Below are 21875 nucleotides of genomic sequence, written 5' to 3' on the forward strand. Positions count from 1 at the left end.
GTTCATCCTGTGATGACTGAGCGTTTTACTAAGTAGAAAAGGTTATTTACTCTGGAAAATAAAGTCCGCATTCTCTAGTAGTTTTTTGCTCCATAGCTCATAAGCTTTTGGTGCCAGATGCAGACGATCCCCTTCGAACAAGTTTTCTCTTATCTGATTTTTCTTATCCAACAAAGTAGAAAACAAATCAACGTATTGAGTATTTGGACGGGTTTTCGCTAAACGCTCAATTTGTCGGTTGGTTTGTTCAACCACATCGCGCATTTTTTCACGAGTCGGACTGCATTTTATACTAATCAGTGTTACTGGAATGCCCGCCAGATAACGATCGACTTTTTGTAACAGCTCGATGTAGAGTTCAATCACTCGATTGCTATCACAGTGGTTGCCGATGTCGTTGTCGCCAGCATAAATGACCAATGAACGAGGCTTGTGAGGCAACACAATACGTTCAAAGTAATAGACACAGGCTTCTAAGGTTGCTCCGCCAAAACCGAGATTAATGCCGTCTTTGTCACGAAATTGTTCTTCAAATTCATGCCATAAACGCATAGTGGAGGAGCCATAGAAAGCCACAGGCTGCTCTGTATACTCTTGATGAGAAAGATGGAATTCCAGCTGACGAACGTCTGACTCAAATTCCACATCAATTTGATTCAGGCTCATCACATTGGAGCGGTAGCCACTTTTGGCACTGAAAATGGGGTACTGTCTGATTTCCTGTGATAATTCAATCGCTTCGTTGACATAGCCTTTGTATTCTTGCTGATACTCAACCAAGAACGCATTCAATGCTGCTTTGTCAGTATAGTCTACTCGGCTCGACAGTTTGAACGCCGGTTTGATGACCACGGTATAAATATTGTGGTCGGCACGTTTATCAAAGTTTGCCACGGCAATAGGGACGATCCAAGGTTCATCTTCTCCCATGGAACCCGCAATTTCAAAGGCATGAGGCAACAAGGCTCCAGGTGAATGTTGGGTATTAAAGCTTTGTCCTTCTGGTGAAATCATCAATGGGAAATTTTGTTTTAGTGTGCTTTGAGACGCTTGAATAAAGTCATCGTATTCTGGTGTCTCGCGACGTAAACCTTCCCAGCTGCTGATAAAGATATTGCCGAATTTTTCATAGAAGTCATCTCGCCAAAATTCGCTGTCTTTACTGCGGCGAACCACGCGTTGACCTGAAATACCATACTCATTGTCAATGACCATAGAACCAATGAACTGAGCGTCCATGGAAAAACGAAAGCCATTTGGTAGTCGGTTGGTTGGGGAGCCAAGTAAATGGTTGTAGATGAAAATAGAACCGGCTTTTTTCGGCAGGTTTTCCAGCCCTTTAATTACGTAAGGGACTTGCTGGAAAGCTTGCTTAAAATACTCAGTGCCAAAACGTCTGGCGTCTAGGGCTGGAGTGTCCATGGGTAAGCTATTGATGCCGTCATAGGCCGTTTGCAACTGGCGATAGAAGGCATTTTCTCGCTGTAAGTCTTTTAGAATGTCCAAACACATACCGGAAATGGTTCTTTCTAAGACACTGCCAAAATGCAGGCACTTGTACATGATGCCAAATGCTTCGTCCGTAGTAATGGCGCTTTTTAGTAATTCGCTGACTTTGTAAAGTGGTGAACTGACCGGTAAGAGTGCGGCATTTTGTTCAATAACATTACTGACCGCGAGCACTTCATCATTGGCAATTTGTGACAAATAGCGCATTCGAGCCGCGAGCAAATGAGCGCCAACGAGCCAGATCAGACGATACATGTATTTCACTGAGAACTTTTCGTTCTCTTTGAACAGGGTCATTAAATCATCTTGTTTGATGTATAAAACACTGCTGTCTCTTGAGGAAATAATGGAAGTACGATTTTTCAATTGCGCATTCGGCGTTGACCAAGCTAATACGGTGCCCGCTCTTGAAATAGAGCGAGTGGTAATGATGTCACCAGAATCGGTTTGATAACTGACGACCACCTTCCCCTTGATCAAAAAGTAGAGGCCATCCGATGGTTGATCTTGCTGACATAGGATGTCTCCTTGATGAGCGAGCAAAATAGTGGATTTCTTGGCCAAGGCATGAATGTCGGCTTGAGTGAAAGTGTCACAAAATGGTGCGTAGTTCAGCAGGCTAATGGCGTCTTTTAAGGCGTGGGTTTGTGTTTCGGCCTGAACTAACGGACGGGTTTCTTCAAACGCAAGGGACTCATTGGAAAAGAAGGGGCGAGTCTGATTTTGAATATTGGTCAATACCGGTAACGATTCTTGATAGACAAATTGCAAAAAAGCATTGGCAAAAGGCAGGTTGCTGTCCAATAGCTTTTGTAATTTGACTAAAGGCCACACCAAGAGTTTAGAGGACTTGGTGGCTGTAAAAGTGGTTGCGTATCGAGATGGATGGCGAAAGGCCGACCAGCCAATAGGTGATAGGTGTTGGCTGATGGTGCCGACGTTATAGGATTTTCCTGAGTCTTGTAAGGGCACAGAAATAGCCACTTCACCGGATAATAGAAAATAAATATTTTGTCCAATTTCGAACTGTTTGGCTAAGACATCACCGGTCTTTAAGTTTTTGATACTGGCCAGATCCACAAGAGATGAATGCAATTCTGGATTTAAATCGGCCATGAATGGGAAAGCGCTTAATTGTTTTGTCACGTCCATTATTATTACCTCTAATCAGTATTGCCCTAATCAGGACGTTTAATCGTCATGGTCTCGCCTAACAAGGCATAATCATTGCCACCCAGTCTTGTGAGTGGGTTGAGCGATTGACTATTTACATAAGTACGGTCGCCTTTTTGCTGAATCACTTCGTCTTCAACGTATAGGTTTAAAATTTCTAGATACACGGCTTCAAAATTGCTTCCCGCCAAGCGGTGCACATCGAACAGGCGACAATGAAAGGCGACTTTCGCGGCCTTTATACGAGGCAAAGTCGGTGTAAACTCGATCAGCTCTAAGCCTGTCTTCGACACTTCAGATTCGCCGTAAGAAAGGTTAGCCGCACTGTCGTTGACTTGGTTTACTAGTTCGCCACTGGGAATATGCAAAACACATTCCTTTTCACGGAGTAAATTACGCTTGGTGTCTTTTAATGTTTCTGGGTTTTTGTTGCCAATTGAGACCACCAACAACGCTGGATCAGATGAAAGAGAAGTAAAATACGAAAACGGGGCGAGGTTAAAAGAACTGTCTTCATTCTTGGTCATGATCCAAGCAATGGGTCTGGGTATCACAGTTTGGGTGATCAGGTGGTAACGTTCCGTGCCACTAAGTTGATCAAACGGATAATGCATAACGCTCCCCAAGATGGTGAATGGTATTTTGTTAAATTACTACAAAACCCCGTTGCTTGTGAATCGTTGCATAAAAACTTAACAAAAATCTTTATGAATCTCCCCGTCAAGTGGATCGAACTTGACGGGTGTTTGATGGATGAGTAAGGAATATTAATAGAGTTCAATAATACTGTTGAACGCGATAACGACTCGATCTTTTTCACCAAAGTAAGGCAGGGCAGAATGTTTTAAGTAAGACGGGAATAAGACAATCTGGCCTTCTACTGGCGTGAAATCCCACACTCCATGTTGACCTAGATACGCGGTGCCTGGATCAGCATAATGTTCGGCATTGACGCGAGGATCGTAGAAACGATTGACACCGCCCACGTTCGACTGAGCCGCCTCACCTGGGTCGACGTAATAGATACCACACCAAGAGCAGTTTGGATGTGAGTGAGCATCATGGTAGCCGCCGTTGCCCGTTACGTGATACCAAGATTCAATGATATGAGCATTCGCTTCTGCATCCTCAGGCCAATAGGCTTGGTTTAAGCCACTTGCCACTTCTAATATTAACTCTTCAAGTTGGCGTTTGGTTTCCATCAAGGTGGCATCTTGCTGATCAAGGAAGTCCAATTGGCTTTCGTGCAATGCGTGTTTCGCAGAAGGCGCCACTAAGCTGTCGATGGCGGTCTGTTGCTGTGCTTTTTGCTGATAAATCAGTGCCATCAAGTCGTCTTTCAGAAATTCATGGTCTGGCATTTGCGTAACAAACAAGGGCGTTGTCCAGACATCCAGTTGTTCGATGCTGTGTTCCGCGATGGGCTCTATTGAAAAATCGGTGGAATTCATTGATTCGTATCTTATCCAAAAGTTAATGCAGGGCATCATATCAGGGTAACAAAATAAAGGAAGCAGTGGTTGTTCCATTACAGTGTGTCTTTATACCATTATTGATAGGCCGCACTTCAGTTTGCGTGGGTTAAAACTGAGGCGGTAAGTCCAATTCCGTCATGGTGGGTTTGTAACCGCAAAACATCATGACTAGGTTTCTAAGGCCGATTTCAAGGTCGGGGCCATCCAATCCTTTGACACTTTTATCCATCAAAGCTAGGTAGTTTTGCATGTAAGGCAAGGTGACTTGGTTGTGTCGAGACATGGCGCTTTCATAAAATGGAATACGTTTGTCCCATATTCTTTGACTTTGACAGGCTTGACGTAAACTGCTGGATGCCATGGCTTGTAATAAGCTGACTAAGGTATTGGTCTCGCGGTTAATCAGCCAAAGAATGATGTTGCTTTCAATGCCTTCGGCTAAGAGTTGATTCAGGCAATGTAAGGCTTCTTTGGTTTTTCCCATTAGCAAGCGATCACTTAAATCATAAATCGAGTAGCGACTGCTGTCCGTAACGGAATCAATGACTTTTTCCGCATCGATTTTCGCGCCTGCGCCATGCATCAAGGCAAGTTTTTCAATTTCCTGTGATAGGGCCAAAAGGTTACCTTCACCGCGTTCACAGAGAATGGCGGCGGCATCACGGGATAAGGATAAATCAATGGCTTGTGCTCTTTGTTGAACCCACGCCGGTAGACGATTACCGTCAATCGGCCAGATCTGTACAAATACACCTTGTGATTCAAGTTGTGTAAACCACTTGGCTTTTTGAGTACGCGCGTCCACTTTGGGTAAGGTCAGCAAAATCACATTGTCTTGGCTTAAAGATTGGCTCAATTGGGCTAAGGCTTTGCTGTGTTTTTCTGCCATTTTGTCGATTTGGATATCGAATAAACGACGACTAGAAAACAGGGATAGGCTTTGGCTTTCCAAAATAACATCTTGCCAATCAAACTGCGCGTCGGCGACAAACCTTAGGCGTTCTTCAATTTGATGATGTTGCGCGGCTTTGCGAATGCTGTCAGCGGCTTCTTGGCACAACAACACCTCATCCCCTGAAATAATATAAATTGGGGCAAGGTTTTTGTGTACTTGAGCGGCAAGCTGATCGGCACGAACTTTCATAGCGTTTGTATGCTGTCTCGCTGGTTACAGCGGAGCGTATCCTAGGTCGTACATAAGTTGTTTTGCCAAGTCAGTATACATGTCTTTCATCTGTGCTTGGTTGTAAGACAATTTGGCGCTTTCTTCCGCATCTTGGTTCACTAGGGTCTTATTGGTACTGATGTTACGAGGACCATATAAAGACTTGCCATCTGCTTGGCGAATGAAATAGTCACCAGCAAGTCGACGTTGGATTTGAGACACATCGTTGGAACTATTGCGCGCCAATTCCGTATCGGAAATACTGAGTTTGTTGATTTTTAATTCTAATGTATCAGCACTGGCTTGAGAGGCATCTAGGATAATGACACCTTGCTGAGAAAGAATCAGACGCAACGCACGATCAAAATCTTCTGAGCCACTTTGGGAAGATAAGGTCAGTACTTTGAGTCTATCGGGAATTTGCACGGAGCCTACCAGATGGAAACCACAGGCCACTAAACTCATAGCAAAGAAGGCAAGTAAGAAGAGACGAGTAGTGTGTTTGAAAGCGACTGTCATATCCATGATCTCTGTGCGAGTGAAGAAAATAGGGATGGCCACAGGCCATCCCCGTTGCATTGCTTAGTTTGCTACAATGTTGACCAAACGACCGGGTACCACGATGACTTTGCGTACCGTTTTACCTTCAAGGAATTTGACGACATTAGGGTGCGCTAAGGCTTCTGCCTCAATGGTTTTGTTATCGGCACTGGCTGAAACGGTTAATTCTGCGCGTTTTTTCCCTAGCACTTGAACCACGATCGTTAACTCGTCTTTTACCAAAGCGGCTTCGTCTAGAGAAGGCCAAGGGGTATCAACGATGTTGTCCGTGTTGCCTAGGTCCATCCAAAGTTGGTGGGCGATGTGCGGCACAATAGGAGACAACAATAACACCGTGGTTTCTAAGGCTTCACGCTCAACCGCTAGGCCAAGTTCAGAGGTATCCTCGAACTTGCTGATGTCATTACACAATTCCATCACAGCGGCAATGGCGGTGTTGAACGTTTGACGACGTTCGATGTCGTCGGTGACTTTTTGAATGGTTTCATGAGTCTTACGACGCAAGGCTTTTTGCGCACCGTTAAGAGCGTCGATGTTCAATTCACCAACTTTACCCGCGTTAACATGACGAAGTGACAAGGCCCACAAACGGCGTAAGAAGCGTGATGCACCGTCCACACCCGCATCATTCCACTCTAGGGACTGCTCTGGTGGCGCACTGAACATGATGAACAAACGCACTGTGTCAGCGCCGTATTTTTCGATCATTTCTTGCGGGTCAACCGTGTTGCCTTTGGACTTAGACATCTTGGTACCGTCTTTATTCACCATACCTTGTGTCAACAGACGTTTAAATGGTTCGTCAGAGTTCACAAGACCTGCATCACGTAGCAACTTATGGAAGAAGCGAGAGTAAAGTAGGTGAAGTATCGCGTGCTCTACACCGCCCACATACTGGTCAACCGGTAACCAATAATTGGCTTCTTCCGTTAACATGGCGTCAGTGGCATCTGGGCAGCAGTAACGAGCGAAGTACCAAGACGATTCCATGAAGGTATCAAAGGTATCGGTTTCGCGTTCGGCTTCTTCACCATTAAACATAATGGCAGAGAAATCAGGGTTGTTTTTGATTGGCGAGTTCACACCGTCCATGACCACGTCAGTTGGCAGTTCAACGGGCAATTGGTCCGCTGGAACAGGCACAACAGAACCGTCTTTTAAGTTAATGGTTGGGATCGGTGTTCCCCAATAACGTTGACGGCTGACGCCCCAGTCGCGTAGACGGTAATTCACTTTTACTTCACCTAAGTTGCGCTCTGTCATCCAAGCGGCAATGGCATCAAACGCTTCTTTAAAAGCTAAGCCATCAAATTCGCCGGAGTTACAAAGGATGCCTTTATTGGTGTAAGCCTCTGTTTCGATGTTGATGGTTTCATCGCCAGCAGGTTGAATCACTTGCTTGATCGGCAAATCGTATTTTTTCGCGAATTCGAAATCACGCTGATCGTGAGCCGGAACCGACATCACGGCACCAGAACCGTATTCCATCAACACGAAGTTAGCAGCAAACACGGGAACGGCTTCACCAGTGATGGGGTGAATGGCTTTAAATCCGGTGTCTATGCCTTTTTTATCCACAGTGGCCATGTCGGCTTCAGTGGTCGACATCAACTTGCTTTCCGCAATGAAGTTAGCCAGTTCAGGGTTACTTTCAGCGGCTTCTAAAGACAATGGGTGTTGTGTGGCAACCGCCACATAAGTGACGCCCATAATGGTATCTGGGCGTGTGGTGTAAACCGACAATCGATCTGCTTTGCCTTCGACTTCGAAGCTGAATTCTAGACCTTCAGAACGGCCGATCCAGTTACGTTGCATGGCTTTTACTTTTTCTGGCCAGTCGTCTAACTGATCCAAATCATTCAGCAACTCTTCAGCGTAATCGGTAATGCGGATGAACCACTGAGAGATTTCTTTTTTCTCTACTGTGGTGCCACAACGCCAGCAGCCGCCATCTTCCACTTGCTCATTGGCTAAGACGGTTTGATCGTGAGGACACCAGTTAACCGCCGCGGTTTTTTTGTAGGCTAAGCCTTTTTCGATTAGCTGAGTAAAGAACCATTGTTCCCATTTGTAGTATTCTGGGGTACAGGTTGCGATTTCGCGATCCCAGTCATAGGCAAAACCGAGCTCTTTAAGTTGGCCTTTCATGTAGGCAACGTTTTCGGTTGTCCATTTTGCGGGTGCAGTTTTGTGTTTAATCGCGGCATTTTCTGCAGGTAAACCAAAGGCATCCCAACCCATAGGTTGCAGAACGTTCTTACCTTGCATGCGTTGGTAGCGAGAAATAACGTCACCAATGGTGTAATTACGAACGTGACCCATGTGCAGTCGACCACTTGGGTAAGGGAACATCGATAGGCAGTAGAATTTCTCTTTATTGGAATCAGCGACGGCTTTGAAGACTTTGTTTTCGTCCCAAAAAGATTGTACAGCTTGTTCGATTTGCTGCGGATTATATTGCTCTTGCATGATGTATGTATTTCCCATGATCGACGTGAGGTTGGTAGACCTGTATTCTCTTTATATGTGATTGTTCAGCATTATAACGACCTAGCTCAAGATTAGGGAGCAAAGGCCAACAGAGTCTGAAAATATCCGCTATTTTATAGAGATGGCGCTCTAATTAGAAGGTGCATAGAGAAGGAGTTATGAAATCTATGAAAAAAGATCTGCAAAAAAGCACTTCGGATTCCAATTTAGTCGAAGAAGCACGTAAAACCTTACAAGGTGCGAAAGATTGGTTATTGGAAGACATGGCATTAATGTCGGCTTATTGGCATGACAAGATGGGGTATACGGAAGCTTGGGTGGATGCCAATTGGCATCTGGTGTTAGACGGTGGACATGAATTGGTCGAAGAGTTGGATGAAAAGGAAGATGCCGCCTTACTTTGGCTTATCAATCACGTGAACAATAACCCAGTCCCCTTAGAAGAATGTCATGTAGCGGGTACTCAAGTAGAGGCTGGAAGCTATACTTGTATGTCTTGCGGCCACTTGAATCAGCTGGCACAAGCGCAAGTATTGCCAACCTGTGAGATCTGCCATTACGGTTTAATGTCTTCACACGATTAGACGGGCCGAGCAAAGTGCTTACGCGCTTTGCTCTTTTTGTGTCTGACCAACCGAACCTGTCTTTGGAAAGAGACTGTTGAGATAGCAAAACAAAGCCGCTAACCCGATTAAGGCTAAGGTCGGCCAAGCGCCCCACGTAACATAAGGCGTGCTGCCTGCAAAAGCTTTGGCGGTGGTGGTGAGTGTGGTTTGTTTAAATTGCGGTGCTTGAGCAACAATCTCTCCCTGTTCATTGATCACCGCGGTAATGCCAGTATTTGTGCCACGTATTACATAGCGTCCGGTTTCTTTGGCTCGAAATTGCGCAATTTGAAGGTGCTGCCAAGGGCCAAATGAGGTGCCGAACCAACCATCATTACTAATGGTGATCAATAGATCACTGTCGCGTACCATCTTACGAACCTGCTCCGGGTAGACGATTTCATAGCAAATGAAAGGCGCGATGCCCCATTCGCCCGCTTGTAACACAGGTTGGTTGTCATCGCCGGATTGAAAGTTGGATAAAGGCATGCCAAAGATGTCCAAAATAGGACCTATGTAATCAGCGAAAGGGAGGTATTCACCAAAGGGGACCAGATGTTTCTTGTAGTAAAGACCAAAGCCATCACCGGTTGCCCAAATAGCATTGTAATACTCTTTGCCGCCTTGTAAGACGTCTGGAATGCCGGTAATTAAGGTGGTTTTACTGTCCGCCAATTGTTGGCTGAAATCCGCAAAGTAGGGTTTGATTTGCGAGTAGGCGTAGGTCACGGCGGTTTCGGGCCAGACAATCAAATCACTGTCTAAATGCTTTAGTGTGGCTTGTTGATAATAATTTAATGAACGGGCCGCCGTCTGGGTTAACCACTTTTCATCTTGTTTGACATTGCCTTGTACTAAGGTGGTTTTCAATGTGCCGGTTTGTGTGACCCACTGACTTGGAAAGTAGTTCAAGTAAGCCGCGCCACTCCAACTTAACACCACGATGGTCATTAGCATGATTTGATTGCGCTGTTTTAGCACTAGGCCAGCCAAAGTGACGGCGGTCAACACCACGACAAAACTGGTGAGCCAAATGCCACCAAGGGGCAGTAGTTCAAAAAGCCAAGTATTTTCAACCGCGTAACCGGGCAACAGCCAAGGAAAGCCAGTGAATAAAACGCTGCGCCCTAGCTCAGCTAGTAACAGGCTGAACATCACCCAAAAGGTGGCAGGCAGTGCTTTGAATTTAGCCTGTAAATGCCAGCCTAACCAAGCTGAAAAAGCCCAAAAAACACTCAATACGGCAATGAAACAAAAGGTGATCAACGCGGCAATCACATTACCGACTTGGCCGTATTCAGCAATGCTGACAAACACCCAGGATACACCGGAGGCAAATACGCCAAAGGCAACTGACGAGCCTCGCCATAATGCGGTTTTGGCGGTAGGGCTGGTCATGACCAAGATGGCGTAAAAAAATAGACTAATGAAATAGCCGGGCCAAAAATGAAAAGGGGAGAAGCTGGTGACACCAATAGCACCAGCGATCAAACCGATGATCAGCGCCCCTGTAAGCGATAAATTTGAGAAAAAGTGCGGGATTCGCCCCGCCATTATATCGGTAGAATCGGGGCGAATGGTTGACATCTTAGTCTATCGTCTCTTCGGTAGCAGATTTTGATACTTGGATCGTCTTCACACGACGACCATCGGATTTCACCACTCTGAAATCGAAATGGTCAAAACTGATGGTTTCATCACGCAGAGGAACGTGGCCGAATTGTTGGACGAGAATGCCACCAACGGTGTCAAATTCTTCTTCGTTAAGCTCCGCTTTGAAAAACTCGTTAAAGTCTTCGATGGTGCACAGTGCTGGCACTAAATATACCCCAGCTTCACTGGTGACTTGAATGCCTTCATGTTCGAGTTTGTCGGTTTCGTCTTCGATCTCACCAACAATTTGTTCTAATACGTCTTCAATGGTGACGAGTCCGGACACACTGCCGTATTCATCAAGTACCATCGCCATATGGTAGCGCTTGGTTCGAAAATCATTGAGTAAGACATTTAATCGTTTGCTTTCTGGAATAAAGTTAGCAGGGCGTAACCGCGCTAAAATGTCTTCGTTGGTGATGTCGCCGTCTTTAAACAGCAAGGGCAATAGATCTTTGGCGAGTAGAACCCCTAAAATTTCGTCAGAGTCTTCACCCACCACAGGGAAACGTGAGTGAGAAGAATCAATGACTTTGCGAATGGACGTTTTTGGATCGTCTTCAGATTTGATGATCACCATTTGCGACGGTGGAATCATGATGTCTCTGGCTTGTACTTCAGACACTTCGAGAGCGCCTTCGACAATGGTGAAGGCGTCGCGGTCTATGACGTCAGACTGCACAGCGGTTTCCAGAAGTTGAATGATGTCTGCACGGCTGTGTGGTTCATCATTAAAGGCTTGAAGGAAACGTTCAAACCAGGATTTATGTTGATCGTTGTTTAAGCTCGATCGGTCATCGCTCATTAGGGGATTAACTCACTCTTTTATCAAATAAGGGTCGGAAATCGACAAAGAAGCCAATAATTCGGTTTCTAAGTTTTCCATTTCTTCAGCGTCATCATCATTTATATGGTCATAACCACGTAAATGCAAGATGCCGTGAATGGTCATGTGTGCCCAATGCTCGAACAGGGCTTTGTCTTGCTCAATGGCTTCTTTTGTTACCACTTGCTGGCAGATAACCAAATCACCTAATAAAGGCAATTCGATACCTGGTGGGGCTTCAAAAGGAAACGACAGCACATTGGTGGGTTTGTCTTTGCCACGGTATTCGTGATTCAGTGCTTGGCTCTCTGCTTCGTCTACGATGCGAATGGTCACTTCGTATTCATCACCAGAGGTGGGTAAGGCTTTTTCAACCCATAAGCGAAAGTCAGCTTCACTAGGAAGCTGATCTGTCTTATCGGTGGCAATTTGTAAGTCGAGTTCTAAATCTGGCATTAGGTCTTAGGTTCTGTTGTTACGTTTGCACTGTCTGCCGTTGCTGCTTGAGCCTTTTCTGCGGCTCGGGCTTCATTGCGCGCTTTTTTCTCGGCTTCGGTTTCTTCATCGAATTTATCGTAAGCTTCGACAATGCGCTGAACCAATGGGTGACGTACCACATCAGATGAACCGAAGGTGGTAATGCTGATGCCTTTAACGTCTTTTAACACATGCATGGCTTGGGCTAAACCCGATGACGTGCCACGAGGCAAGTCCACCTGAGTTCGGTCACCTGTGATAACAGCCGTTGAGCCAAAACCAATGCGCGTCAAAAACATCTTCATTTGTTCGCGCGTGGTGTTCTGACTTTCATCGAGAATGATGAAGGCATTGTTTAGGGTTCGGCCACGCATGAAGGCCAAAGGCGCGATTTCAATGACGTTTTTCTCAATCAGCTTATCGACCAACTCAAAGCCCAGCATTTCGTACAAGGCATCGTACAAAGGGCGTAAGTATGGGTCAATTTTCTGTGACAAATCGCCAGGTAAGAAGCCCAGCTTTTCACCGGCTTCCACCGCAGGACGAACCAACATGATGCGTTCAACTCGATCCGCTTCTAAGGCTTCCACGGCACAGGCCACCGCAAGGTAAGTTTTACCAGTGCCGGCGGGTCCAATACCAAAGTTGATGTCGTGTTTGCGAATTTGCGTCACATAATTTTGTTGGTTCTGGCCTTTGGGTTTAATGAAGGCTTTACGGGTTTTAATCACCACTTGATCACTGTGGCCGCGTTTGTTGCGAGTCAGTGATTCAATAGCCGACTCCTGTAAATACAGGTGTACCGTTTCTGGCGATACTTGCGGGTTGACTAACGCTTCACGATAAAGGTTTTGCAACAAGGTTTTGGCAGCCAATACGTGTTCAGCATTGTCGCCAGACAGGTCGAATAACTCGCCTCGATAGCGAATCTCTACCTCAAGGCGTTTTTCAATTAATTTGATGTTTTCATCGAGTTGGCCGCACATACCAGCCAAAGCATCGACATTGGCTGGTGTTAAGCGAATTTGTTGAGTTGTCTTTGTGGTTTCCAAGGGCTACCTGTACTTATTGAATGACGAAGTCGTTGTCGAGTTCAGAGCTGATCAATTCACCCAGTAGGGAATTGGGGTAAGCATCTGTAATGACAACGTCGGCAAATTTACCAATTAATTGTGGATCAGACGCACGGAAGTTCACAATGCGATTGTTTTCCGTACGGCCTTGAAGTTGACCTGGATCACGCGGCGAGTAGCCACTGACCAAGATGCGTTTCACTTCGCCAACCATGGCTAAGCTAATGTCAAACGCTTGTTGGCTGATGCGGCGTTGTAAAATCGATAAACGCTCTTTTTTCACCTCTTCAGGGGTATCGTCTTCAAGGTCAGAGGCGGGCGTACCAGGGCGTTGACTGTAGACAAAACTGAATGAGTGATCGAAGCCAATTTCTTGGATCAGGTTCATGGTATCAACAAAGTCCTCATCGGTTTCACCAGGGAAGCCAATGATAAAGTCGGATGATAAGCTGATGCCAGGACGCGCGTCTTTAATGCGGTTAATTTTATCAATGTAGTATTGACGATCGTGGCCGCGTTTCATGGCGCTAAGAATGTTGTCGGCACCACTTTGTACGGGTAAGTGTAAATGGCTGACCAGTTTTGGCTCGGTGCGAAACGCTTCGATTAGGCTGTCAGTAAATTCCACTGGGTGTGAAGTGGTGAAACGAATACGCTCAATACCATCGATACGCGCCACGGCGTGAATGATGTCGGCCAAATCGGCTTCATCGCCTTCTTCTGTTTCGCCACGGTAAGCGTTGACGTTTTGACCCAGTAAATGGATTTCACGCACACCTTGTTCTGCTAACTGAGACGCTTCCAGCAAAATGCTGTTAAAAGGACGGCTGACTTCTTCACCACGGGTGTAAGGTACAACACAGAAAGTACAGTATTTACTGCAACCTTCCATAATGGAAACGAAGGCTTCGGCCCCTTCTACGCGAGGCGCAGGCAGGTGGTCAAACTTCTCAATCTCTGGGAAGGTGACGTCAGTAATCGGAATGTGTGTCGCAGCGGCATTCACCATCTCAGGAAGTTTGTGCAAGGTTTGCGGGCCAAAAATCATATCCACGTGTTTGGCACGTTTACGAATGTTGTCGCCTTCTTGGCTGGCCACACAACCGCCAACCCCAATCACCAGATCAGGATTTTTTTGCTTAAGCTTCTTCCAGCGACCAAGTTGGTGAAATACCTTGTCTTGCGCTTTTTCACGGATCGAGCAAGTGTTTAGCAGCAGTACATCTGCTTCGTCTGCATTGTCTGTTAGCTCCATCTCATGACTTTCGCCTAATAAGTCGGCCATACGAGAAGAATCGTATTCGTTCATCTGACAGCCATGAGTTTGGATAAAGAGTTTTTTTGCCATGTAACCTATAAACCTAAAAAAGAGTTCGTCATATCGACTTTGCGCTTATTATATTTGGCTTTGCTTCCGAATCCCAGACTTGTCATTCATTCCCGCCATTTTTAATGCAAATATCACAACAATTTCCATGTTTGGGTGGCACTTGATGGGGAATCTCTTCACAATACAACGCAGAAACGATTGGATAAATTATTTGCCGGAGGCGAAAAACGGGTGTTGTTGCGCGCTTTAATCATATTACTCACCTTTTCCCGTATGGCCTATGCGGAAGAACAAAAGCCTAATTTTGCGGTGGGATTAGGCTATGGATTGTTGGAAAGTAAGTCTTTGCTCAACATCGACTTTAAAGTGAATATCCCGATCAATGATTACTTCTCGACACAAGTGTTATTAAACAGTAATTATTTAATTACCGGTTCCAGTAAAGACAGCTTTGCCCAGTCAGAATTATTTTCAAATTGGTTTTTCAGTAACCAGTATGCTCGCCTTGGTGTCGGTTTAGGTGTCAGTGAATTGGAACCGATGGATGAGGCCGTGAAAGGAGAGCGTGAAGTAATAGGGCAGTTCACCGGGGATGTGTTTTTTGATGATGTGACCTTAATTGTCAACACGCAATCCAATCAAGCGACTTTAAGCAACATCACCAGTTCACGTCTAGGTATCAGTTATTATCAATCAGAGAATGTGCGTTTCTCTTTGTATCGTGAAAAATACAATGACTTGGATACGGGCTGGCGATTCGAAAGCTATTATCAGCCAGAAAAATATCATGATATGGCCAGTGTTGGGGTGATCGTACGAACGGGCAAACAGTATGATTACATTGGTGCTGTTATCCAATATTACTTTGATTACGATGTGACGCTGCAAGAGCGAGAACGACACTTTAATTAGTTTGATTGGCGTGGATTTTCCAGCTCATCGACACTCCAAATGGTCCATTTGGGCAAAATGACTTGTTGGCTGACCTGCAATTGTTCCAATAGGCGCACTTCTACACGACGATTTTGTTGGCGATGGTATGCCGTATCGTTATCGACAAACGGTTGATTTGCGCCGTAGCCTAGCGCCATGATGCTTTGTTCATTAATCGAATGTTCCTGCTCGAGATAACCGGCGACTTGTTCTGCGCGTTGCTGAGAAAGCCTCATATTGTGCTGAAACTGACCGCTTGCGTCTGTGTGCCCTTCTATTAAGACAAGTTGTTCTGGTTGCTGAATTAGCCTCAATACCAAGGGTTGTAATAAGGCTTTCTGTTGTTCAGATACACGGTATTGGTTGAGCTTGAAAGGGAGGCGCCAAGATGTCGTTGTGTCACCTTTAGTGGGCGTTAAAATACGGGCGACAACACGACGATTCCGTTCTGTATCGGTCGACCCAGTGTCAGCAGCGATGGGTCGCTGTTGACCGTACCCGATGGGAATAATGCGTGTTGGTGCAATTTGAAAGTGAGTCACTAACAACGCTGCCAGCGCGTCGGCACGCTTCTTAGAGAGTCGCAGATTGTAGCGAGGCGATCCTTGGCGGTCGGTATGGCCTTCTATGAATATAAGGCTGTCGGGATAGGTGTGAAGGGTATCCGCCAGTTCGGCTAATTGACCATGAAGGGGGGCATCAAGTTGGTACTGATTGGTGTCAAATTGGGCTTGAAAGCGAACGCTGTGATACACAGTGTTGGTAAGCGCACAGCCTTCATTATCGATGGCGCTGCCCTGGGGGGTATCGGGGCATAAGTCACGTGAGTTAATCACACCGTCGCGGTCAGCGTCTTGTAGCTGACTTTTTATTGAGCTGGGGTACAAGGAGGTGGCGTTAACCGAGGCGCAGCCTAAGAACAAAATAATAAAGCAGACGAGTATAGCGTTCCTTGCTATCGACTGGGTCATGTTATTTACTCATGAACCACGAGACAGAGACAGTGAATAAAAGCACTTTTCTTTATCAACATATTGAATTCCTTATCAATTATTTTAAATGTTGCTGTATGCGATGCCAGTCTTCGGTACGAATTGGCATAATCGATAGACGGCTGCCTTTTTGTGTCAGTGGCATCTCACTCAATGCCGTATCTTCTTTAAGTTCCGCTAAAGAAATAAGACGTGGAAACTTTGTCACAAAGGCCACGTCGACCATAAACCATCGAGGTTGTGTCGGTGTGGATTTAACATCAAAGTAGGCACTTTTGGGGTCCCAACTAGTGTAGTCCGGATAGGCTTCCTTGACCACTTTAGCGATGCCCACAATGCCTGCTGGTTTACAGCTGGAATGGTAGAAGAAAATTTGGTCCCCAAGCTGCATTTGTTTGATGAAATTTCTAGCTTGGTAATTACGCACACCATCCCAAGGTGAGACTTGCATAGCGGCCAGATCATCAATGGAGAAAGCATCAGGTTCGGACTTCATTAACCAATAATTTGGCATGGTTACCTCGTTTCGTTTGCACAATGAAACATTCTCTTTGTTCACGCTTACAAAGATTCTAACTACAATAAAAGTCTGACGCTATTAAATTAGCCAATACCATGATTAGCCTCAACCCTTTTGGCTAATGATAATGGATGGGAAAGATGAGCCATTTTGCCTGTAAAGAATTTTCTGCCTTAGAAAAAGATCTCAAGGATGACTTGCTAGAGTGCTATGTTGAGGCACAGCAAGAAATTGAAGAGATCATTAATAGTATTGAAGGTGAGGGATTTTCCTTTGATAAATTGGACGAATTGTTTCGTTCTCTACACAGTATGAAGGGCAACTGCTCAGTGTGTTTTTTGGATCCACTGGTGGGTGTTTTACATAAATTAGAAGAAATCGTCGATGGTATGCGAGGCGGTTACATTCAATATCACCATCATTTAGGGGATCTTATCAATGTGGTGATAGAAAACGTCTACTCTTTGCTGCAACAAATTTATCAATCTCACGTGGCCGAAAGCGAGCTGAGAGATATTTTACAGCAAGGGTTGGATGGTATTTATGCTGAAGAAGATGACGCGGAGCGCCCAAAATTGGCGGCTGTGTTACTTAAACAGTGTTCACATCAGGTTACCGAAGAGGAAGAAGACTGTCGTGACGCTTCCTCTCTCATCATCAAGGTGGAATTTACCGAGCAGCAACAAGCAGACATTGATTTGTTTGCTGGTTTTAGCCACAAATTAAATCGATTACTGGGCTATTCTACGGAGCGCAGCGAACGCATTCTCAAACTTTGCCAATTGATTAATGCTGAGTTAAGAGCGCCAGTTGATCCTTGTCAGCTGAGTGCCGCGGCTTACATGCACAACATGGGGATGGCTTTAATCCTAAATTGCAAAGATGATGAAGAGGCGAAACAGGACGCCACCATGAACCACCCTATGGTTGGGGCAAAGCTGTTATCCAAGCATGAGGGCTGGGAAGAGGCTGTCGACATGGTGAAAGCACATAAAGAGCGATTTGATGGCTCAGGTTACCCTGAAGGTTTGGTAGGGCCGCTGATTCCACAAGGCGCGTTCATCTTGTCTATGGCCGTCATGTTCATTGATAGTGTGTGGGGTAAGTCTGGCAGTGAATACAACAAAAGTGCCATGCGGGCCGTGCAATCAGTAAACTTCGAAAGTGGTAAAGGTTTCCCGCAGCACCTCATTGAATCTTTCAATGCGGCGATTCGTAAAGCTCTCGTAGCGAAACGCAAATAAAGCGTGTCGCTACTCTGCATCCTCAGTGGATCCTTGTTATGATGGCCGTTTACCTTATTGTGTTTCTACCGCTAGGATTTGATTGTTAGCCGCTTATGAACCCCGCTTTGCTACCCTTGGTTTTTCACTCTCATTACAGTATTCCGTTTCCGGCAGGCCATCGATTTCCCATGCACAAATTTCGTCTGTTGGCAGAGACCTTGCGCGAGCAGGGCATTCTTTCGGACGATAACCAATATACTCCTGAACCTTTATCTCTGTCGGTATTGATGGCGGCGCACGATAAAGCGTATGTGCAACGTTTTATACGTGGTGAACTGACAGCAAAAGAAGAAAAAGACATTGGCTTGCCCTGGTCTGAATGGTTAGTCGAACGGACGTTGAGAGCCGTTTCTGGCACCATACTGACCAGTCAATTAGCCTTGCAGCATGGTTTGGCTTGTCATTTGGCTGGTGGAACTCATCATGCTCATCCGGACCGTGGCGCAGGCTTTTGCATCTTTAATGATCTGGCCGTCGCGGCGTTGAACCTGATTAATACAGGTGAAGCGAAAAAGGTACTCATACTCGATTGTGATGTGCATCAGGGCGATGGCACCATCGCCTTCTTTGCTGATCAGGCCAACATAGTGCCGGTCTCTTGGCATTGCGAAGAAAACTACCCTAATATCAAGCAAACGGCTGGCATTAACATTGCTATCCCAAAAGGCGCCGACGATCACACCTATTTAGCCATACTCAAACGTACCTTGCCGGACATTTTGGCTCAGCATCAAGCCGACTTTGTCTTTTACGATGCGGGAGTAGACGTGCATCAAGAGGATCGATTAGGGCATGTAAAACTTAGTGACCAAGGTGTGTTAGCACGGGACAAATACGTGATTGAAACCTGCTTAGATTTAGACCTACCCACTGCTTGTGTGATTGGCGGCGGTTACGATCGGCAAGAAGACAAGGTGGCTTGGCGACACAGCTTATTGCACCAAGCAGCGCATCAGATTTGGCAAACACATCCTAAGATCAACAGCGTAAATGAAAAGTTCGGGTCGTTTGACGTTTAGAATGATGCATCATCTGTTTGGTGTGGTCTTGGTCTAAGTTTGGCTTTCATGTTGGAATAAGTAGGACACACAGTAAGGACGAAACAATGCAGGTCAGTGAATTCTCTCAATTAACGGGCGTCTCATCTCATACTCTTAGATATTATGAAAAAATTGGCTTATTAAAAAATGTGCGTCGTAATGCCAGTGGGCATCGGGATTATGCCGAGAAAGATCTTGCTTGGATGGCCTTTATTCAGCGTTTAAAAGCCACGGGTATGTCATTGGACAATATCCAGCGCTATTCAGAATACAGAGAGCAGGGCGATGTGTCTTTAGTGGCGAGAAAGCAGTTGTTGGAAGTGCATAAAAGCCAGCTTGAATCTTACATACAATCACAGCAGTCTCACTTAGCGGCGCTGCAGGACAAAATAAACCACTACCACCAACAAATTAACGATTGACTTAGAGTTTACTCGAAGTCGTAAGCTGATGTTCTTTATCCATTAAGGAGCATCAAGATGCACAACTCTCGTTATGATATTGGTCGTAAACAGCTGGCAAAAATCGATGGTGACGCCGGTGAAAAGGTGATCGACAGCCTGAAAGACATTTGTCCAGATCTGGCTAAATACACGATTGAATACCCATTTGGCGATATTTATGCACGACCAGGGTTGGATCTGAAATCACGGGAGATCGCCACGGTTGCGGCATTGACCGCACTGGGGAATTGTCAGCCTCAACTCAAAGTGCATTTGAATGCCGCTTTAAACGTGGGCTGCAGCGAAACGCAAATCAAAGAAGTAATATTACAAATGTCCGTGTATGCAGGCTTTCCTGCGGCCTTAAATGGCATGTTTGCCTTTCGGGATGTGCTACAAGAACGCAGTAAAATCGATTGATTTAAAGGCGCGAACGCACCAGAAAAAACCTGAAACCAATCCATTACATCAAGTCGCTCGAATGACCATCATTCCATAGGAATGGTGGAATTTGATGTGTGCAATGTGTCTAAACCCCACCTTTGAGGTGGGTTTTTAATGTCTGTTCTGACTGCCTGTATTGGCCCTCATATTTACGCATTGCTCACGAATTGATCATGTACTCATAACTAGTGTATTCTTTTTTGTCTAATCAAATGGCTTCTATCTTTTAGGAACCTAGCCAATACTTAAACACTCGATGTACAAAAGGTAGAACATTAATAAAGCAAAGATCACATTTTATAAAAAGGAAGCATCACATCATGGAAGTAAACAAAGCAAAAGTCGCCATTATTGGCGCCGGTGTCTCAGGCATTGCCGCTGCCAATGTTTGGCAAAAATGCGGCTATAACGTCACCTTATTTGAAGCCTCTGAACAGATAGGAGGCCAATGGAATCAAACCTACCCAGGTGTCAGTTTACAGAATACCGCTCCGCAATATCAGTTTTCAGAATTCCCCTGGCCATTCAAAACTGAACGACATCCGAGTGGGGAAGACGTCTTAAACTACCTCAAAAAAGCCATCGAATTCTTTAGCCTCAAGGTGAAATTTCATCATCGATTAAGCCGTATGACCGCCGATGAAAACGGCTGGCAATTAACATTTGAGCACGGAGAAACCGATCACTTTGCTTATGTGATTATCGCCACAGGACAATATCCAGGTGGCGATAAAAAACGCCAACCAGATTTTGAAAATATCGCCTTGTATCAAGGTGAGGTCATCACCAATATTGACTCAAAAGCGGTCTTTGAAAACAAACACGTTGCGGTTGTCGGATTTGGCAAAACGGCTTTGGATTTCGCTACTTGGAGCGCAGAACTAGCGCATAGTACAAAGCATATTTTTCGCACCCCAAGATGGACCATACCGGATTATTTGTTAGGCATTGATTACACTAAGCCTTTCTTTGCAAGGATTGGCAGCGGCATGATGCCCTCATGGGGCTACAGTACTGTCATGCAAAGATTACTGCATAATAAACTGCCCTTTCTCGTCAAGGGATTTTGGCGTTTTATCAATGAACTGTTCTTATTTCAGCACCGCAAAGACGCGAAACTGGGTAGCATCGACAAGAACGTGTTGGATGTGGTGATGCCACCGAAGTCACAATTTATGGCTGACTTTCGAAGTGCCTCCGCCGTTGCGCCAAAGCGTTACTATGAATACATTGCTCACCAGAACATCACGCCGTATCGCGGAGAAGTGTCAGGCTTTTTTGAACACGGCATCGTATTATCGGATGGCCGTAAAATAGAAGCCGATTTGATTTGCCTTTGTTGTGGGAATGACGCTCCCGATTACCACTTCTTGCCAGAACATTATCGGCAATACTTAAAAGGAGAGGGCGGTCCTGCTCTCTACCGTCATCAAATTGATCCACGTATCCCTAACCTTGGATTTGCTGGCTACAATCATGGTTTCTTACATATTGCTTTGGCCGAAATGGGCGCTTTATGGCAAGTGGCGGCCTATGAACAATCCATTCAGTTGCCTACCGAAACCGAAATGTTGGCTTCAGCCGACAGAATCCGTCAATGGAAAAAAACGCACTCATCTTATGAGTCCACTTTCAATATTGCCGTTAATACTCGATATCAGCAGCATCTAGACATCTTGATGCAAGACCTTGGTATTAGTAAATGGCGGAAACTGCCCAACCCGATTGCAGAAGTTTTTTCTCGCTACGATCCGACCGATTATAAAGGCGCCGTTGCTGAGTATTTGGCGAAACAGCCAACAACGGCATCATCGATTAACAGAACCACCGCTGTACCTGTGGATGCTTAGGGTACGCAAAGAAGTGATATTACCGATGTC

Annotated in this window: 20 protein-coding genes; 7 read left to right on the top strand and 13 right to left on the bottom strand. The window is 45.5% G+C overall.

Annotated elements, in window-relative coordinates; genetic code table 11:
- Positions 1-42 precede the first annotated feature (42 nt).
- From OA79_RS03320 to leuS, 6 genes are all read right to left on the bottom strand, one after another.
- Positions 43-2661, bottom strand: coding sequence for a cyclic nucleotide-binding domain-containing protein (locus OA79_RS03320; RefSeq protein ID WP_063331802.1), 2619 nt, complete (start codon positions 2659-2661; stop codon positions 43-45).
- A gap of 26 nt (positions 2662-2687) precedes the next feature.
- A complete protein-coding gene (locus tag OA79_RS03325; protein WP_063331803.1) occupies positions 2688-3296 on the bottom strand; it encodes a flavin reductase family protein in 609 nt (202 codons plus the stop codon).
- A gap of 153 nt (positions 3297-3449) precedes the next feature.
- Positions 3450-4133, bottom strand: coding sequence for a TIGR02466 family protein (locus OA79_RS03330; protein WP_063331804.1), 684 nt, complete (start codon positions 4131-4133; stop codon positions 3450-3452).
- Positions 4134-4263: 130 nt separating this feature from the next.
- Positions 4264-5301, bottom strand: a complete 1038-nt coding sequence (gene holA, locus OA79_RS03335) for a DNA polymerase III subunit delta (protein ID WP_063331805.1) — start codon at positions 5299-5301, stop codon at positions 4264-4266.
- Positions 5302-5325: 24 nt separating this feature from the next.
- A complete protein-coding gene (locus OA79_RS03340) occupies positions 5326-5901 on the bottom strand; it encodes an LPS-assembly lipoprotein LptE (protein WP_231908787.1) in 576 nt (191 codons plus the stop codon).
- Between the two features lie 3 nt (positions 5902-5904).
- Positions 5905-8352, bottom strand: coding sequence for a leucine--tRNA ligase (gene leuS, locus OA79_RS03345; RefSeq protein WP_063331975.1), 2448 nt, complete (start codon positions 8350-8352; stop codon positions 5905-5907).
- Between the two features lie 188 nt (positions 8353-8540).
- On the opposite strand from leuS, the gene OA79_RS03350 reads away from it, so the two are divergent.
- Positions 8541-8957 (top strand): zinc ribbon-containing protein, encoded by a 417-nt coding sequence (locus tag OA79_RS03350; RefSeq protein WP_063331806.1) that lies wholly within the window; start codon positions 8541-8543, stop codon positions 8955-8957.
- A gap of 18 nt (positions 8958-8975) precedes the next feature.
- Here OA79_RS03350 and lnt read toward each other — a convergent pair whose 3' ends face one another.
- From lnt to miaB, 5 genes are read right to left on the bottom strand one after another with little or no spacing between them, the layout of a single operon-like run.
- Positions 8976-10565 carry an apolipoprotein N-acyltransferase gene (gene lnt, locus OA79_RS03355; RefSeq protein ID WP_082825359.1) on the bottom strand — a complete coding sequence of 530 codons (1590 nt, stop codon included), beginning with the start codon at positions 10563-10565 and terminating at the stop codon, positions 8976-8978.
- Position 10566: 1 nt separating this feature from the next.
- Positions 10567-11436 carry an HlyC/CorC family transporter gene (locus tag OA79_RS03360; RefSeq protein ID WP_063331807.1) on the bottom strand — a complete coding sequence of 290 codons (870 nt, stop codon included), beginning with the start codon at positions 11434-11436 and terminating at the stop codon, positions 10567-10569.
- A 12-nt stretch (positions 11437-11448) separates the two neighbouring features.
- Complete coding sequence (ybeY, locus tag OA79_RS03365) at positions 11449-11913, bottom strand: rRNA maturation RNase YbeY (protein ID WP_063331808.1); 465 nt, start codon at positions 11911-11913, stop codon at positions 11449-11451.
- A complete protein-coding gene (locus tag OA79_RS03370) occupies positions 11913-12986 on the bottom strand; it encodes a PhoH family protein (RefSeq protein WP_063331809.1) in 1074 nt (357 codons plus the stop codon). Before OA79_RS03370 ends, ybeY begins: the two co-directional genes overlap by 1 nt.
- A 13-nt stretch (positions 12987-12999) precedes the next feature.
- Complete coding sequence (miaB, locus tag OA79_RS03375; RefSeq protein ID WP_063331810.1) at positions 13000-14355, bottom strand: tRNA (N6-isopentenyl adenosine(37)-C2)-methylthiotransferase MiaB; 1356 nt, start codon at positions 14353-14355, stop codon at positions 13000-13002.
- A gap of 180 nt (positions 14356-14535) precedes the next feature.
- Here miaB and OA79_RS03380 point away from each other — a divergent pair, with 180 nt between their 5' ends.
- Positions 14536-15249 (top strand): hypothetical protein, encoded by a 714-nt coding sequence (locus tag OA79_RS03380; RefSeq protein WP_231908788.1) that lies wholly within the window; start codon positions 14536-14538, stop codon positions 15247-15249.
- Here the strand turns inward: OA79_RS03380 and OA79_RS03385 are convergent.
- Positions 15246-16241 carry an OmpA family protein gene (locus OA79_RS03385; RefSeq protein ID WP_082825360.1) on the bottom strand — a complete coding sequence of 332 codons (996 nt, stop codon included), beginning with the start codon at positions 16239-16241 and terminating at the stop codon, positions 15246-15248. The genes OA79_RS03380 and OA79_RS03385 overlap by 4 nt on opposite strands.
- Positions 16242-16320: 79 nt before the next feature.
- The gene (locus OA79_RS03390; RefSeq protein ID WP_063331813.1) at positions 16321-16776 is read right to left on the bottom strand and encodes an EVE domain-containing protein; all 456 of its coding nucleotides are present in this window, start codon (positions 16774-16776) and stop codon (positions 16321-16323) included.
- Between the two features lie 146 nt (positions 16777-16922).
- Between OA79_RS03390 and OA79_RS03395 the strand changes: the two genes are divergently transcribed.
- From OA79_RS03395 to OA79_RS03415, 5 genes are all read left to right on the top strand, one after another.
- Entirely contained in the window at positions 16923-18026 is a 1104-nt protein-coding gene (locus OA79_RS03395) for an HD-GYP domain-containing protein (protein ID WP_063331814.1), read from the top strand.
- Positions 18027-18196: 170 nt separating this feature from the next.
- Positions 18197-19087 carry a histone deacetylase family protein gene (locus OA79_RS03400; protein WP_231908789.1) on the top strand — a complete coding sequence of 297 codons (891 nt, stop codon included), beginning with the start codon at positions 18197-18199 and terminating at the stop codon, positions 19085-19087.
- Positions 19088-19173: 86 nt separating this feature from the next.
- Positions 19174-19530 (top strand): MerR family transcriptional regulator, encoded by a 357-nt coding sequence (locus tag OA79_RS03405; RefSeq protein ID WP_063331816.1) that lies wholly within the window; start codon positions 19174-19176, stop codon positions 19528-19530.
- A gap of 57 nt (positions 19531-19587) precedes the next feature.
- Entirely contained in the window at positions 19588-19971 is a 384-nt protein-coding gene (locus OA79_RS03410) for a carboxymuconolactone decarboxylase family protein (RefSeq protein WP_063331817.1), read from the top strand.
- 344 nt (positions 19972-20315) lie between these two features.
- The gene (locus OA79_RS03415; RefSeq protein ID WP_063331818.1) at positions 20316-21845 is read left to right on the top strand and encodes a flavin-containing monooxygenase; all 1530 of its coding nucleotides are present in this window, start codon (positions 20316-20318) and stop codon (positions 21843-21845) included.
- Positions 21846-21875: the final 30 nt, after the last annotated feature.

The organism is Marinomonas sp. TW1 (assembly GCF_001625355.1).
In the GTDB taxonomy this organism is placed as follows: Bacteria; Pseudomonadota; Gammaproteobacteria; order Pseudomonadales; family Marinomonadaceae; genus Marinomonas.